The following is a 17,766-nucleotide window of genomic DNA, read 5'->3' as shown; positions in this document are numbered from 1 at the left end:
TAGTTATTTTTTAAAAATTGAGACCTTTTTATCTTGTTTTTTGTAGGTAAGATCTTCTAAGAAGCAGATACTTCTCAGAATAGCATATAACTCTTGTTTTGGATATTGTCCATGTAAGATGGTTTGGGTGTTAACACGATGATCAATGTTGATATGGATACGGTAGTATTCTTCCAACTGATTGATTGCTTTATCTAAAGGGATATTATTAAAGTCAAAGTATGAAGTCTGGGCGAGTAAAGTATTATGAGCTAGTTTATCATTGTGCCATACCAAACTATCGTTAGCATGTAATATTCTTAACGAAGAATCTTTAGGATTTTCTACTGATACTATTCCTTCTATTACGCGAACTTTATGGTCATTAGAAGTCTTATCACTCACAGTAAATGTTGTTCCTATAACGGTAGTGTTAAGATGATCAGACTTGACTAAGAAAGGAAGATCTCTGTTTTTGGCTACTCTAAATAAAGCAGTACCTTTTAGTTTTACTGAACGATTAGAGGTATTGTATTCATCGTTAATTTCTAATGTAGTACCAGGTTCTAGTATAATAATAGTGTTGTCATCTAAAGTAATACTCGTGGTCTTTTCTGCATAATATAGATTAGTAGAAGAACTATATTGATTCCATAAAAAGATACCGCTTAACAAAGGTATTGTAATACAAGCAACCCAGGTAGCAGTGCGTCTAAAGCGCATGCGTCGAGTATGCGCTTTCTGACTAGCTACTATTTTATTGCGCAATCTGTTTTCAACAGTTTCTTTGTCTGCGATGGTAGAAGTACCTGTTTGTTGTAATCTTTCTAACCAAGAAGTTAAAAATTGATTTTCTTGATCAGATGAGTTTTTCTTTAAATATTGATCTATAATATTTCTAATCTTGTTTTCCATGAATAGTGCTTATATCTATAAAGTGTGCTATTCTATAAATGGTACTATGTGAAAAACTGGATTTAATGATTACTTAATATAGGTAACAATTATTTAACAAATAAAAGAAAGAAGAAAAAGGCTTCTACAGAATAAGAAAGATTAGCTCTTAATAAGGATAATGCCTTGTTTAATTGGTTTTTAACTGTGTTTTCTGACAAGTTTAGGAGTTGAGCAATTTCAGAATAAGACTTCTGACTGTAATATCTCAACTGAAAAATTTCTAAACATTTTTCTGGTAATATTTCTGCAGCTTTTGATTTGACTTGTTCTAGTAGGTAAAGTTTAAATTGTTCTTGTTCCTCTACAGTAAGTAATTCAAATTCTGATAATGCCTCATAAGCAGTCTCTAGTTCTACAGAAGTAAATTTTCTATTGCGCAAATATTCTAGACATTTATATTTAACAGCTGTATAAAGATAGGCTTTAAAATTCTCAATATGTAAGGTGTCAAATCTCTTCCAAAGATCAATAAATACTTCTTGAATGATATCTTCTGTCTGCGCAGTATTTTGAGTTAAGTTATTAGCATAGATATACAGAGACTCCCAATAAGTCGTATACAAGTTGTTTACGAATCTATCTTTATTAGTCATTATTATATTATTTTGAGACCAAAATTATCTTATATTAGGAGTAATGTTCTTTCTCTAACTTTACTAAAGAGTTAAGATTTTAGGTCAAAATGTCTATTATTTAATAATATGTTTTATTTTTTAGCACATAATATATGGGTATTTAGTGGTTTATCTTGTTGATTTATTGGAGATAAAATGTTTTATGAGGTAAAAACTTATGTTATAGTATAGTTAAGAATGTGTAAATAAAATAACATATCATAGGAGAAAATGTATTTTATGCGACATCTACTCTAATATTATCTATTAAGAAAAGTTAATAAATAATATAGCTTAAGATCCTTGAATAAAAACGTGATCTAACGACGTACAAAAAGTAGGCTCCTGTGTAATAAAATGTAAGGTTAGTTTAGCATCTTCTTTATTTTCTAAAATGAGCAGAGAATATTATTTACAATACTTACAAACCCAAAAAAAAGAGTATTCTCTGTACTTTCTTGGGGATTACTAGGAATATTCTTGAGGATTGTTTGCTTAGAAGGACTTTTTGCCAAATAAAGGTAAAAAAAACTACTAGAAGACACATACAAAACTTTTCCTTGTCTAGAGTTATGTATGAATTCTTATATTCAGTTTATCCCAGAATCAGCGATAGACATATAAACGAAAATCAATTATACAAGATAGGTCTGAATTAGGGACATAAGCATACTATAGTATGAACTATGAAGTAGAATTACTTTCTGGTATTTGGCTAATGTTGATTCTGGGTAATTAGAAATTATTAGATTTTCACCGCTTACGTGTTTTGAGAAAGACCTATTATTAATCAAAGTAAGGTTTAAAAATTTGACTGATTTTGACAGAGTATAAGTAGCAATAATGGCTTAGAGATGAAAGAAAATAACATATCTATTGCTTTCAGGTAATAATAGTTTTGTACGCGACTTAATTATTAAAGAATTGTTAATTTATTTTAAACTAGGTGTTATCGATATTTGTATTGTTAATGATTTTATAAAAAATGTTTGAATGTCTTAGCTGTTGGTTGTCAGTAGTTTTACAGGAACTAATATCAAAAGCTTAAGACATGAAAAAATTTCGGGTATGTTGTTATATAGCATTCCTTATGAGTTCAGGTTTTCTATCTGCACAAGAAAACCTACCAAAGACAACAACACCTTTGGTTACCATTAATATTAAGCAAGATGCTCATCTTGATACAGTATTAATTGAATTAGCAGCAAAAGTTGGTGGGAAAGTAACTTATCAAAATGCTTCTTTAAAGGATATCCCACTTATTGAGTGGAGTGCTAAGAGTATGAGTATTCTAGATGTTTTAGAGTTTATTTCTATGCAAACAGGTCTAGGTCTAGAATATGCTAATAATACTATCCATGTTAGCAATAATCAGTTTAATACCCAATTAGAGGATATTACTGTTGTAGCTATCGGATATGGTGATAAAAAGAAACAAAAAATCACTACAGCAGTAGCAGAGGTTGATAAGCGATTATTAGAGGATAGACCTAGCTCTAATGCGATATCAGCTTTACAAGGAAGTACTCCAGGATTGAACATTATTAACAGTGGAGGAAAAGCAGACTCAGATGTAAATATTAATATTCGTGGTTTTACCTCTATTAATGGTGGTAGTCCATTAGTACTAATCGATGGGATAGAAGGGAATTTAAACACGCTTAATCCTGCGGATATAGAGAATATTAGTGTTCTAAAAGATGCAGGAGCTGCAGCTGTGTATGGAGCAAGGGGAGCTTTTGGAGTGGTATTAGTGACTACTAAAAATCCTGAAGTAGGAAAGGTAAAGGTTAATATTAGTTCTACAGTGAATAGTATGACACCGACACAGAATACCAATTTCTTGACAGATCCTTATTTATCTACTAAGTTAGTTGACGACTCTTTTTTAGCTGCTACAGGTAAGACTTATACAGGGTATAATGATGAAGATTACGAACAGTTAAAATTAGTATCTCAGAATCCTTCTTTAGCTCGAGTTGAGATACAAAACAGAAATGGTAGAGATCAGTATGTTCATTATGGAAATACAGACTGGTGGGATTATTTTTGGAAAGATAAACGTTACTCATATATCAATGATGTAAGTATATCAGGAGGGTCTGAAAAAGTAAAAGGATATTTTTCATACAGAAATTATAAGGAAGACGGACTGTTAAAAGTACAAGAAGACCTTTATAAAAAAGATAATGTTAGAGCTAAGTTTGACATCAAGATTAATGACTGGATAGATTTTTCTACGAATAATCAATATTTTAGATCTTATGACTTGGCACATGGAGGAAGTCAATATGGATGGGCTGATCAATGGAGTAACTTCATGCTAGTGCATGCTTTACCTGCTTACATGCCTGTTAATCCAGACGGTAATGCATTATGGCGTACCGAATTAAATAACTATACTGTAGGAGATGGACTTTACGCTGCATTATTACATGGTAAGTCAAAAAAAGAATCTCGCAGAGATGAGTTCTCTACAGCTAATACTGTACATTTTCATCCTATTAAAGATTTAGATATTTATGCTAGTTACGCTTATCGAAAAGGAACAAGAGGTATAAGTGAACGTTCTACTAAAGTGCCTTATTCTATTTTTCCAGAGCAAGTTGACTATTTTGGTGTAAATAAATTAAATACTAATAATAGAACAGAGATTTATAATGCTGTGAATATTTATGGTAACTATAAATTCTCTTTAAATCATCACAATTTTGAAGTGATGGGAGGGTTTAACCAAGAAGATTTTAGAAGTGAAAGTATTATAGCAAGTGTACAGAATTTGATCTCAGATGATTTAAATAATGTGGGCTTAGGATCTTCTAATCCTGAAGTTACTGGTAGTGCTTATGATTGGGCTTTGAGAGGTTATTTCTACCGTTTGTCTTATGATTACGCAGGTAAGTATTTAGTAGAGTTTAATGGACGTTATGATGCAACCTCTAGATTCCCTAAAGACCAGAGATGGGGGTTCTTTCCGTCGTATTCGATAGGTTGGAATGTAGCGAATGAACCGTTCTTTAAAGATAATATTTCGTTCTGGAACCAGTTTAAGATTAGAGCTTCTTATGGAGAATTAGGAAATCAAAATATCGGTGCTTATGAATATATACCTACTTTAAATAAAGCCATTGACAATGGTTATGCATTAGATGGTGCTAAGTTAGATTATATGACTGCTCCAGCTCTTAATCCTCGTGATATTACTTGGGAGAGAGTAGAAACATATGATATAGGAGCTGACTTGGCATTCTTTCAAAATAAATTAAAAATGTCTTTCGACTATTTCCAAAGAGATATAAATGGAATGTTGACAAGAGGGCGTACACTTCCTGCTGTTCTTGGTACAGGAGCTCCTCGTGAGAACGCAGCTAACCTTAGAACAAAAGGATTTGAACTTAGCTTGACATACTCAGATTCGTTTAAGTTAGCAGATAGTGACTTTAACTTCTCAATTACAGGAACACTTGCTGACTCTAAAACACGTATTACTAAATTTTCTAATCCTAAAGGGATCTTAACAGATTACTACGAAGGAATGGAACTAGGCGAAATATGGGGATATGAAGTAGCAGGCTTATTCTCGAGTGAGGAACAGATTAAAAACCATGCAGATCAATCAAAAGTATCGTCATTTATATATTCGCTAGGAGGTTTAAAACCTGGGGATGTAATGTTTGTGGATAGAAACGGTGATGGTAAAGTAGATAATGGTTTAAATACCTTAGATGATCACGGAGATCTTAAAAAGATAGGGAATACTACACCTCGTTATCTATATAGTTTTACACTTAGAGGGGAGTGGAAAGGAATTGATTTTTCTGCATTCTTCCAAGGGGTAGGTAAACAAGATTGGTATCCTAATGAAGAGAGTAGAGTATTCTGGGGGATGTATAACCGACCTTATGATTCATTCATTCGTCAAGATTTAGCTAATGATATCTGGTCTCAAGAGAATCCAAATGGTTACTATCCACGTCTAGTAGGATATACAGCGTTAGGAGCTAATAGACAGTTAGGAGTTAATAATGATCGTTATATGCAGAATATAGCTTATTTGAGATTAAAGAATCTAACTATAGGATATACTTTACCTCAGTCTTTTACAAAGAGAGCTAATATAGAAAAAGTAAGAATCTATATGTCTGGTGAGAATCTATTCACATTCACTAGTTTGACTGATTATATCGATCCTGAAGCTGCAAGTAATAGTTTTAACTTTAATAGCCCAGGTTCTGCAAGAACTCGATCTAGTGCTCAAAACTATCCATTCTCTAAAATCCTTTCTTTTGGAGTACAATTAAACTTTTAAGAATATAAAATGAAAAAATATAGAATACTTTTTTTAGCCTGTTTAGCGATTGCTACAACATCATGTAGTGAAGACTATCTTGATAGAACTCCACTTTCGGATGTGACTGGAGAAAACTTCTTTCAGAAAGAAAGTGATTTAATTCTGTTCTCAAACTCATTCTATAGAATGTTTCCATCTACTTCCATTTATAATGGGGATAGTAGTAGTGATAATATTATTCAGAGTACATTATCTGAAGAGATGAGAGGGGCTCGAACTGTACCAACTACTGGTGGAGGCTGGTCTTGGGGAGATTTGAGAAATATCAATTACTTTTTAGAAAACTACGAAAGAGTTCCTGATAAGAATGTAACTAAACATTATGGAGGAATAGCCAAATTCTTTAGAGCTTATTTTTATTTCGAGAAGGTTAAGAGATTTGGGGATGTGCCATGGTACGACTATGTGATAGACCCTAATGATACAAAGTCTCTTGAGAAACCTAGGGATCCACGCAATGTCGTAGTGGATAATATAATGAAAGACTTAGATTTCGCTATTGAAAACATGAAACCTACAAAATCAGCTTACAGAGTGTCTAAATGGACAGCATTAGCTCTAAAAGTGAGGGTCGGATTATATGAAGGAACTTTCATGAAGTATAGAGGTCTTAAGGGGTATGAAAAATATCTAACACAAGCAACAGTTGCAGCGGAACAATTAATGAAAGAGTCTGGTTACAAACTGTATTCTACAGGAAAACCAGAACAAGATTATTTAAATTTGTTTGCTTCACATAGTGCTATAGATCAAGAGATAATTTTAGCTAGGGAGTTCTCTACAGAACTTAACATAAAGCACAATGTAAACTACTATACAATTACTTCTTCTTATGGACGTCCAGGTATGCCTAAAGATTTAGTAAATAGTTATTTAATGAAAGATGGTAGTCGTTTTACAGATATTCCTAACTATAATAAAATGCAGTTTGCTGAAGAAACAAAAAATCGTGATTTACGCTTGTACCAAACTGTGCGCACACCTAAGTATAAACGTATAGGAGGTAATATAGAGCTAGCTCCGGATTTATCAGCTACAGTAACAGGATATCAATTGATTAAGTATGTTACAGAATCTCAGTTTGATACTAATAGTGCCTCTATTGTAGACTTGCCTTTATTTAGATATGCTGAGGTATTATTAAACTTTGCAGAAGCAAAAGCTGAGTTAGGTACACTCACACAAGAAGATTTAGATAAGTCTATTAATGTGATTCGTACTCGTGCAGGAATGCCTAGTTTAGATTTAGGAGCAGCTAATGCTAACCCTGATCCGTATATCGCTAACCAATATCGCAATGTACAGAATACAAATAAAGGTGTTATCCTAGAGATTAGAAGAGAGCGCCGTATAGAGCTGTATATGGAAGATCATAGGTGGGAAGATATTGTACGTTGGAAAGAGGGGCAGAAGTTAACACAACCTATTGAGGGAATGTACTTCCCAGGTATAGGAGCTTATGATTTAGATCAAAATGGAACAGTAGATATTCATCTTTATGATGGGCAAAAGCCTGAAAATCAAAAAGGAGTTTATTATGTGAAGTTAGGTAGAGACTTAAATTTAAGTTCAAATAATTTAGTAGAACCTCACCCTACATTTAGAACTCGTACTTTCAAAGAAGATAAAGATTATCTATATCCTATTCCAGTACAAGAACTGCAGTTAAACCCTAATTTAAAACAAAATCCAGGATGGTAAGAAATATAGCTTTATTAATTGTATTAGTTACATTTAATTTATTCGCTCAACAACAGAAACCAGAAACATTAAAGACTATGACATTTAATGTTAGAATGGACACTCCTAAAGATGGTATTAATCAATGGAGTAATAGAAAAGATTGGGTGGCTGAAATCGTTCGATTTAATGAAGTTGATCTTGTAGGAATGCAAGAAGTAACCTATGGTCAGTTAGTTGATCTTCAAGGATTATTGACAAGTTATGATTTTGTAGGGGAGGGAAGAGAATCTGGAAACAAAGGAGAGTTTAGTCCTATATTCTACGCTAAAGATCGCTTTAAACTATTAGATAGTGGAACTTTCTGGTTAGCAGAAGATCCAACACATAAAGGAATGATTTCTTGGGACTCTTCTTTACCTAGAGTAGCTACATGGGCTAAATTAGAAGATAAGAATACAAAGAGAAGTTTTGTATTTATAAATACTCACTTTGACCATAAAGGAAGAATTGCTCGCGAGAAAAGCGTTGAGATAATAGCATCTCAATTAAAACTAATTGTAAAAGATGAAACAATTATTTTGACAGGTGATTTGAATTTACCTCCTACAGATGTTCCTTATCAGAAGATAATAGATCTAGGTTTCTTAGATACTAGGGATCAGGCGACTAATAAAGCGGAATTAGGATATACATTTAATGCATGGGATATAGAAGCAAAACCTACTAATAGAATTGATTATATCTTTAGTAAAGGCGGAGATTTAGCACCTTGGAAATATCAGGAATTAGATATTCAGAGAGGAGCGAGGTTTGCTTCTGATCATTATCCTGTTATGGCAGAATTTAGATGGGTTAGTAAAGTTGATTTTGCTCAAAAAAAAAAGAAGAAGTAAGACTGCTTAATTTTAATGTCCACCATTTTGTAGCAGCAAATGACACAGATCATTTTGTAGATATTAATTCGCTTGCTGCTATTGTTAATAGTAAATCTGTTGATATTGTAACACTTCAAGAGTTAGATGTCAATAATAGACGTTCAGGGATAACACTAAATCAGATAGCTGAATTAGCACTGCGTACGGGTATGTACTATGAGTTCGGAAAGACTATAGAATTTGCAGCAGGAGCTTATGGAATCGGTATTTTATCTAAGTTTCCTATTGTAGAGAGTGCTTTTTATCCTTTGCCATACATTGTAGAGACAGAAGAGAAGAGAGGATTGTTGGTGTGTAGCTTAGATCTAGGTAATGGAAAAAGATTAACTGTAGCGACTACTCATTTAGCTAGTCAGAGTAATGAAAGTAGGGTTTTACAGGCTAAGGAAGTTGTTCAAATAGGCAAGTCTATTAAGATAGATGTATTGACAGGTGATTTTAATGCTATTGAATCAGAAACTCCTATTGCTATTTTAAAAGAGGCTTTTGTATTTGATAGTCGCTTTACAAAACAATGGACAATACCTACTGAAAGAAGTATAAAGAAGATAGACTTTATCGTCAAATCTATTCTTAGTAGAATAATGATACAGAGACAAGCTGTCTATCCATTAGATAGTCTCTCAGATCACAATATGATGTTAAGTGATTTTACTTTAGAATAGTATATAAAATAAGGGAGCGTAGTGATACGCTCTCTTTTTTTTGTAATAAAAAAACAAGAAACAAGTGCTTTTTATAAAGTATTTGAACCTGAATGTTGAATATGATTTAATTATTAGTAGTTAATCTTAACGATTTAATAAAATTGGAGATAAGCTATAATGTTACATTTGATCTAGTACAAAAACGGACTAATAAGCAGTAATACACTATGATAAGTAAAGAGAAAAAGTTTGATTCTTTATATGAAAAGCATTGGGCTGAGTTATATATATATGCTTTTAATGTGCTAAGAGATAAAGCAATAGCAGAAGATATTGTACAAGAAGTTTTTATTGACTATTGGAACAGAATGGAGGGTGTCGAAGTAGAATTACCTAGAGCCTACTTTTTTCAATCTGTCCGAAACCAATGTGCAAAGTCATTGAATACTAGACGCTTTGATCAAATACAAATAGAAAACATTGCAGCATTAGTTCCAGAGTTAGACGATGTTCAATTCGATTTGATTAAACAACAACTGTTAAGTGAGATTGATCAGACAGCATGTTCATTGTTGCCAGATAAGTGTTTAGCAATATTTAAAATGCGCTTTTACGAACAATTATCTTATAAGGAGATAGCGTTGAAGATGAATGTATCTGAGAGTACTGTTGAAAATCAAATTAATAAAGCACTAAAGCTTTTAAGAGGAAATACACGTTATATTACTGACTTTCATTTCTCAGTCTTATTGTCTATTATGTGTTAAGTAATGATTAACTGTATTATCTAATTGTTAAGTGTGATTTTATACATAGGGGTTTTTAAAAAAATTAGAACATCATAGTATAAAACATAACAAGAATGATAAAACAGTTTAAACAAATCTTATCGAAGTACGTTGATAAAACAGCCAGTAAAGAAGAAGAAGCATTAGTCGATAAGTATTTTGAAAGAATGCAAGTAAAAGGTCTTTCTCCTAATAATGTAACTTCTTCTCAAGGAGAAGAAATAAAAGAGAAAATCGATAAGAGAATTAAACCTAAAAAGAAAAGTTCTCGCACCTTGTATTATAAAGTAGCTGCAGTAGCTGTTGTTCTGTTATCGTTGTCTTATGCGATGTTTTATACTAAAGAAGATGTAGAATTTGTAGAACACTATGCTGATAAAGGACAGCAACTTCAGTTTTATTTAAGTGACTCAACTTATGTTCACTTAAACTCTAATAGTAAATTAATTTATCCCAAAATATTTAACGGTTCTATTCGCGAAGTACAGCTAGTAGGAGAAGCCTTTTTTGAAGTTAAACATACTTCTACTGATACTCCATTTATTGTTGTGAGCCCTAAGTTAAATACGCATGTATTGGGAACTAAATTTAATGTCAATGATAGCCCTAATGAGACTGTTGAAGTAAGTGTATATGAAGGAAAAGTCAAAGTAGAAGACAAACAAAGTCACAATAGTGTAGTACTAATCAAAAATGAAAGAGTGACTTTGGTTAATCATGACGATTTAAGCAAAAGTACGCTAGAAGAAGGACAGTTTAACTTATGGTATAAAGGAGAGGTGAAGTTTAATCAAATGTGTATTGATGAGGTTGTTACAGTATTAAATAGACGTTTTAATATTAGACTGAAACTCCCTGCTGGAGAAATACCAACGACAACAATTAGTGGAGATTTTACTAGTGATAAAGTAAGTGATATCCTTCAGAGCTTACAATTTATTTATGGGGTAAAGTATCAGAAACAAAAAGATGGACAAATCGTATTGTATTTAAAATAACTAGTCATTGTTGTCCGATTAAAATATGAGATAAAAAAAGAAGCCAGCATGCTGGCTTCTAAAAAGTTATCGTAGTTTAGTCTTGCAAACCATAAACACGATGAGTAAAAGTACATATTTTTCAAGTAAATCCGTATTCGGACAGCTGATTTCTTTAATAGATGATGAGATTATTAAATCGGCAGTAGTAAATACTAACTCTGATTATTATGTAAAGAAATTCAAATCCAAAGACCATCTAATAAGTATGCTTTTTTGTTGTTTTGCCAAATGTAATTCACTTCGTGAAGTATCTGGTGCAATGCTTGGCTTATCAGGGAAAACCAAAGGATTCCAATTAAATCATATCCCTAAACGTAGTACTTTATCAGATGCTAATAAAAATAGAGAAGTGAGGTTTTTCGAAGATGTCTATAATCAACTTCTTAGTAAATACACAAATAAGTTATCGGACAGCCGAATTAAAGATGTTATCAAAAAGCAAGTAAAGCTTGTTGATAGTAGCACCCTAAGCCTATTTAAGGATATATTAAGCTGTGTAGGTCGTAAATCCAAAGATGGAAAATCAAAAGGAGGTATAAAAGTTCACTCAGTGATTAATGCTGATGAAAAGGTTCCCAATATGGTGTGGTTTAGTTCAGCAGCAACACATGATCATAATTTTTTAAAGAAACTTAAATGTGATGATAATACCATTTATGTTTTTGACAAAGGGTACAATGATTACAAGGCATTTAAACATTTTTCAGAGTACCAAACTGGCTTTGTAACAAGGATAAAAGACAATGCAAATTATGATATAATAGAAGCTAATCAAATCCCTGAACACCAACATAGTGGTGTATTACAAGACCAAATCATTGAAGTTAGTATTAAAGAAAACAATATCTTAACCAAGCTTAAACTACGCAAAGTGAAATTTTATGATAGAGAAAATAAGAGAGTTTTTGAGTTTATTACTAACCTCTTTCAATTAAGATCAGATATGATAGCTGCTTTATATAAACTTAGATGGCAAATAGAACTTGTCTTTAAACAGCTCAAACAGAATTTCCCTTTAAAGTATTTTTTAGGAGATAATGAGAATGCTATTAAAATACAGATATACTGTGTCTTAATAGTAAATTTACTTATATCTGTAGTTAAGAAAAAGCTTACACGAAGTTGGGCTTTTTCAAACTTGGTGAGTTTTTGTAAGATTCACCTGTTTAACTACATTAAACTATTACATTTCTTAGAAAACCCTGAACAAGATTGGATTATTGAAGATCAAGAGATAAAACAGCTCTCTTTGTTCTGACAGCCTATTTTTAGCCTTAGTAGGAAATAAAAAAAGTATAAAACTTATTATCAATACAATATGACTAAAAACTCTATTGATAATAAGTTTTATCGGACACTAATGATAACTAGTATGTAATCACAACACTTTTATATGAAAAAACACCTTACTATTATTTAGCAAAAAAGAAAACCTATACAATGTTGCAGCATTGCACAGGTTTAAAACTGATAATTAATTATCAATTAAGTCAATTAACTAAAAAACAAAGATAACAATTATGTATCTCAAATTATTTAATGGAGGTAAGAAATTATATACTCCCTTAGCTACTGCTTTGCTTTTTTTACAGTTATTAAGCATTGAAGGTATCTACGCACAACAAAAAACAGTATCACCTATCTCGATACAGTTAAATCAAGCATCTATAACTGATGTATTTAATTCGATAAAAAAACAATCTGATTATACTCTGATCTATAGTGATCAAGTAACAGTACTGTCTAAAAAAGTAGACATGAGTATTAATGCAAAAGATATTCAAACTGTTTTGGATTATTTGTCTAAGCAGTATGGGATAACTTATCAAATCACTGGTAATACTATTTCTGTAAAATTAGCTGAAGTTAAAACACAGAAAGTTAGAGGTAATGTAAAAGATAGCCATGGATTAGGTGTACCTGGAGCATCAATCATTCTAAAGGAAACTAATCATGGGGTTAGTACTGATCTGGATGGAAACTTCGAGCTAGATGCGGTCATTGGTAAAGATAAGTTGGAGATCTCTTTTATTGGGTATAAGACAGTTGAAATTCTTGCTCATAACTCTATGAAAATAGTTATGAATGAGGATCAGACTAGTTTAGATGAGATTGTGGTAGTGGGATATGGAAAACAAAAACGAGTAAATGTTACTGGAGCAGTAGATCAAGTTGGGGCAGAGGTATTTAAAGATCGCCCTGTTTCTAATGTAGCTAAGGCATTGCAGGGGGAAATAGGAAACCTAAACCTTATTATTGGGGATGGAAAGCCTACTCGTAGTGCTACCTTTAATGTACGTGGAACAACTTCCATTGGAGGAGGTGGAAATGCTTTGGTGTTAATTGATGGTGTACCTGGTGATCCTTCATTATTAAACCCTAATGATATAGAGAGTGTGTCTGTTCTTAAAGATGCTGCCTCTGCGGCTATTTATGGAGCAAGGGGAAGTTTTGGAGTAGTTTTGATCACTACTAAAACTTCTAAGAATGAAAAGTCAAAGATTAATTTCTCTACCTCTTTTTCTGTTTTAGATCACACAGTTAAACCTGATTTAGTGACTAATGGATATCAATGGGCAAAACAATTTGATGAGGCATATTATTCTTGGAATGATTATAAGATGCATCCTTCAAAAGCAAATAGTGTTTTTCCTTTTTCAATGGAATATTTACAACAACTAAAAGAACGTACCGAAAATCCAAGTTTGAGTAAAGTAGATATTGATCCAGCGACTGGTAAATATGTATATTATGGAAATACAGATTGGATGAAAGAACTGTATGCAGATATGATTACAGCACAAGAATATAATTTAAGTGCGAGTGGTGGTGGTGAAAAAGCAAGTTATTATCTATCAGGTAGAGTAAATTCTCAAGACGGTGTTTTTAGATACAATCCTGATAAATTCAATATGTATAATTTAAGAGGTAAAGGATCATTGCAAGCTACAAGCTGGTTAAAGTTAGAAAATAATTTTGAGTATGCTGAAATGGATTATTTTTTTCCTATTCTAAATCATCCTTCAGATACACCAGTTTGGCGTAGAATATCAGATGAAGCGTTTCCTGTAGCAATGATGTTTAATCCAGATGGAACACTAACACATAATGCAGCAATTGTATTTGGAAGTTTTGTGTCAGGAGGAAACTATTCAGATACGAATAGGCAACAATTAAGAAATACAACAAGTTTTGTAGCAGATATTATTAAGGATGACCTAAAACTATATGGGGATTTTACATTCAGAAATTTAAATGAAGTAGAGAAAAAACAGTATACACCTGTTCCTTATAGTACAAAACCAGGAGAGCTGCTAGAAAGAGGAGAAAATAAATTAGAAGAGCTACAAGAGAAGACAACATATAAAGGAATGAACCTTTATGCAGAGTATCAAAAACAGTTAGGCGGACATCATATTAAAGGATTGATAGGATACAATTATGAGAAATTACGTTTAGATAAACGGACTTTAGAACGCAATGAATTAACTAATTCTCAATTACCTGATTTTGGATTAGCAACTGGTGAAAATATTGTTTTAAAAGGAGGAGGATATCAATGGGCTACTTTAGGAGCATTCTTTCGATTGAATTATAATTTCCAAGAAAAATATTTTATAGAAGTAAACGGACGATATGACGGTTCTTCAAAGTTTCCACAAAATCAACAATGGGGATTTTTTCCATCTACTTCTGTAGGATATCGTGTATCACAAGAAAACTTTTGGCAAAACAGTCGTTTAGTAGATGTATTACCAGGGTTGAAATTCAGAGCCTCTTATGGTTCTTTAGGTAATGGTAATATTTCTCCCTATCAATACTTAGAAACGATGTCTGTTAATCAATTAAATGTATTGCTAAATGGTAAGAATCCGTTGTACACTAATAAACCAAATGTTATACCAAATGGACTAACATGGGAGAAAGCAACTACTTTCAATATCGGTTTTGATACCGAATGGTTCAACCGAAGATTAACAACTTCATTTGATTGGTATAAACGAGCTACGACTGATATGTACACTCAAGGAACACCCCTTCCACAAGTATTTGGAGCAACAGAACCAAAAGGCAACTATGCTGATTTAGAAACAAAAGGTTGGGAGTTATCTATTGCTTGGAAAGATAAAATAAATTTCAAAAAACCATTGACTTATAAATTCCGTTTTATTCTTTCAGATAATCAATCTGAGATTACAAAATTCAATAATCCTACCAATTCCTTGAATACTTATTATGAAGGAATGAAGATTGGTGAAATATGGGGGTTTGAAAACGCTGGATACTTTATCGATCAAAATGATATTAATAATCATGCAGATCAAAGCTATATCCGTGTTTCTGCAGCGAATATTCTGTTGCCAGGAGATATTAAATTTGCCGATCTAAATGGAGATGGAGTAATTAATATTGGAGATAACACAGTAAATAACCCTGGTGATAGAAGAATAATTGGTAACTCAACTCCTCGTTTCAATTTTGGATTTAATACAGATTTAGAATGGAATAATTTTTTTGTATCTGCATTTTTTCAAGGAGTTGGTAAGCGTGATTTTTGGCCAGGAGCAGATAATTCTTTATTCTGGGGAGCATATAATAGACCTTATAGTTGGCATCCAACAAAGATGGGTGATATGATGTGGTCAGAAGAAAATCCTGATGCTTATTTTCCACGCATGAGAGGGTATGTCGCTCTAAATAGTAGAGGAGAACTTCAAGTGCAACAAAGTAAATATATTCAGAATGCAGCTTATATCAGATTAAAGAACTTAACGATAGGATATAACTTTCCTAAACAGATGCTAGAAAAGAATAAGATAGAGAGTTTGAGGATTTTCTTTTCAGGACAGAACTTATGGACTTATTCACCAATGTTTAGAGTGTTAAAAACAATGGATCCCGAAGTAATTGATGGAGCAGATCCAGAATTATCACCTAATGCAGGTAATGGAATGCGTTATCCGATGTTAAAAACATTCTCTTTAGGAATTGATATTACTTTTTAAAAACAAGCAAACAATGAAAAAAATAATACTAGTAGCCGCTCTAGCTGGTTTGTTTATCACAACTTCGTGCTCGAACGATTTGAATCAATTACCATTTGATAAACTTTCGCCAGATGTATCTTTTACTACAGAAAAAGATTTGGAACTATATAGCAACTCTTTTTATAAAATATTACCTAATGGTAATGATATTGTTCGTGCAGACAATATGTCTGATTATGTTATTGGACGAACAATAAATAATTATTTAACAGGAACTTATACTGCTTATGATAGTGGTGGTTGGAGTTGGGGTGATTTACGTAATATTAATTACTTTTTAGAGAAATCAACAGGAGCAAAGATTATAGATAAACGAAAAGCACATTATCAAGGACTGGCTCGATTCTTTAGAGCATGGTTTTATTTTGATAAAGTAAAGAGGTTTGGCGATGTGCCTTGGTACGACAAAGCTTTAATGGTTGATGATCCAGATCTTTATAAACCAAGAGATTCAAGAGAGTTGGTGATGCAAAAGGTATTAGAAGACTTAGATTTTGCTATCCAAAATATTGAAGGTGGAAAAGATAATAGTGCTTCAATAATTACTAAACAAGTAGCTTTAGCTTTTAAGTCAAGAGTAAGTTTATTTGAAGGGACTTATAGAAAATACCATACAGAATTAGGATTGGTAGGGAGTTCGGTAGATTGGTTGAAGCAAGCTGTTAGTGCTGCGGATGAATTAATGAAAACATCTTCTTATCGTTTAAATACAGCACAAGGCAATCAAAGCTATCGAAATTTGTTTAATAAAGAAGCTGTAGAAGCATCAGAGGTGATTTTGGCTGCTAATGCAAGTACTGCTTATCGAATTTTTAATGATGCCAATTGGTACTATACAAGTGCGACTTACGGTAATCGTTCTAATCTAACTAAATCATTTGTTAATACATATTTAAATATAGACGGAACTCGTTTTACTGATAATACAGGTCATGCTACCATTCCTTTTGTGGAAGAAGTAAAGAATAGGGATCAACGTTTAGAACAGACAATTAGAATGGGAGAGTATAATAGAGATGGGCAAGCAGCTGCTCCTGATTTTACTTATACTTATACAGGATACCAACCAAAAAAATTAACATTAGATTCATCTGCTACAGATGGTGTGGCTGAAAACAATAACTCTTTGCCTCTAATTAGATACGCTGAAGTGTTATTGAATTACGCAGAAGCAAAAGCAGAGTTAGAAGACTTTACAGCTACAGATTGGGACAAGACAATTAAATTATTAAGAGAACGTGCTGGTATTATCAATACTGCAATGCCTATTATGCCAGACCTGTATTTAAAGCAGGAGTTTTTTCCAAATATAACAAATACTAATCTGTTAGAAATTCGAAGAGAAAGAGGAATAGAATTAGTATTAGAAGGATTTAGATACGATGATTTAAGACGTTGGAAGTTGGGTGAATTATTAATTAAAAGTTATGATGGAATGTATGTTTCTGCTATGAATACTCTGATGGATATGAATGGAGATGGAAAGGCTGATGTATCATTTGTAACCAAAGTGCCAGCTAATGCTCAGAAAGGAGTGTATTATTATATTATTGATAACAAGCAATATAAATTATCTAATGGAGATTCAGGAATATTAATTATCATGGATAATTTAAAAAGGGTATACGGTCAACACCAATATTTATACCCTATACCTTATAGTGCAATTGTTTTAAATAACAGATTAACTCAAAATAAAGGTTGGTAATTTAAAGTATAATAAA

Annotated in this window: 11 protein-coding genes; 9 read left to right on the top strand and 2 right to left on the bottom strand. The window is 32.4% G+C overall.

Annotated features, from left to right (window positions below; genetic code table 11):
- Positions 1–3: 3 nt before the first annotated feature.
- Together LNQ81_RS16555 and LNQ81_RS16550 are read right to left on the bottom strand one after the other, a co-directional pair.
- Positions 4–894: a FecR family protein gene (locus tag LNQ81_RS16555; protein ID WP_229948666.1), complete on the bottom strand. Its 891-nt coding sequence runs from the start codon at positions 892–894 to the stop codon at positions 4–6.
- Between the two features lie 89 nt (positions 895–983).
- On the bottom strand, positions 984–1,529 hold the full coding sequence (locus tag LNQ81_RS16550) for an RNA polymerase sigma factor (protein WP_229948663.1): 546 nt from the start codon (positions 1,527–1,529) through the stop codon (positions 984–986).
- Between the two features lie 1,072 nt (positions 1,530–2,601).
- Between LNQ81_RS16550 and LNQ81_RS16545 the strand changes: the two genes are divergently transcribed.
- The 9 genes from LNQ81_RS16545 (at position 2,602) to LNQ81_RS16505 (ending at position 17,750) form a co-directional block, all read left to right on the top strand.
- On the top strand, positions 2,602–5,859 hold the full coding sequence (locus tag LNQ81_RS16545; protein WP_229948661.1) for a SusC/RagA family TonB-linked outer membrane protein: 3,258 nt from the start codon (positions 2,602–2,604) through the stop codon (positions 5,857–5,859).
- Between the two features lie 9 nt (positions 5,860–5,868).
- Complete coding sequence (locus LNQ81_RS16540) at positions 5,869–7,602, top strand: RagB/SusD family nutrient uptake outer membrane protein (protein WP_229948659.1); 1,734 nt, start codon at positions 5,869–5,871, stop codon at positions 7,600–7,602.
- Positions 7,596–8,477 (top strand): endonuclease/exonuclease/phosphatase family protein, encoded by an 882-nt coding sequence (locus LNQ81_RS16535; protein WP_229948658.1) that lies wholly within the window; start codon positions 7,596–7,598, stop codon positions 8,475–8,477. The genes LNQ81_RS16540 and LNQ81_RS16535 overlap by 7 nt, the downstream gene beginning before the upstream one ends.
- Before the next feature lie 2 nt (positions 8,478–8,479).
- Positions 8,480–9,184 carry an endonuclease/exonuclease/phosphatase family protein gene (locus tag LNQ81_RS16530; protein ID WP_255669549.1) on the top strand — a complete coding sequence of 235 codons (705 nt, stop codon included), beginning with the start codon at positions 8,480–8,482 and terminating at the stop codon, positions 9,182–9,184.
- 209 nt (positions 9,185–9,393) lie between these two features.
- Positions 9,394–9,933 (top strand): RNA polymerase sigma factor, encoded by a 540-nt coding sequence (locus LNQ81_RS16525; RefSeq protein ID WP_229948657.1) that lies wholly within the window; start codon positions 9,394–9,396, stop codon positions 9,931–9,933.
- Positions 9,934–10,028: 95 nt separating this feature from the next.
- On the top strand, positions 10,029–10,952 hold the full coding sequence (locus LNQ81_RS16520) for a FecR family protein (RefSeq protein WP_229948655.1): 924 nt from the start codon (positions 10,029–10,031) through the stop codon (positions 10,950–10,952).
- Between the two features lie 100 nt (positions 10,953–11,052).
- Positions 11,053–12,252: an IS4 family transposase gene (locus tag LNQ81_RS16515; protein WP_229948556.1), complete on the top strand. Its 1,200-nt coding sequence runs from the start codon at positions 11,053–11,055 to the stop codon at positions 12,250–12,252.
- A 262-nt stretch (positions 12,253–12,514) separates the two neighbouring features.
- The gene (locus LNQ81_RS16510) at positions 12,515–16,000 is read left to right on the top strand and encodes a TonB-dependent receptor (RefSeq protein ID WP_229948654.1); all 3,486 of its coding nucleotides are present in this window, start codon (positions 12,515–12,517) and stop codon (positions 15,998–16,000) included.
- A gap of 13 nt (positions 16,001–16,013) precedes the next feature.
- Positions 16,014–17,750 carry a RagB/SusD family nutrient uptake outer membrane protein gene (locus LNQ81_RS16505; RefSeq protein ID WP_229948653.1) on the top strand — a complete coding sequence of 579 codons (1,737 nt, stop codon included), beginning with the start codon at positions 16,014–16,016 and terminating at the stop codon, positions 17,748–17,750.
- Positions 17,751–17,766 lie beyond the last annotated feature (16 nt).

Source organism: Myroides oncorhynchi (genome assembly GCF_020905415.1).
Classification (GTDB): domain Bacteria; phylum Bacteroidota; class Bacteroidia; order Flavobacteriales; family Flavobacteriaceae; genus Flavobacterium; species Flavobacterium oncorhynchi_A.
Note: the sequence above shows the minus strand (reverse complement) of the source record. Positions and strands in the feature narration are given on the sequence as shown.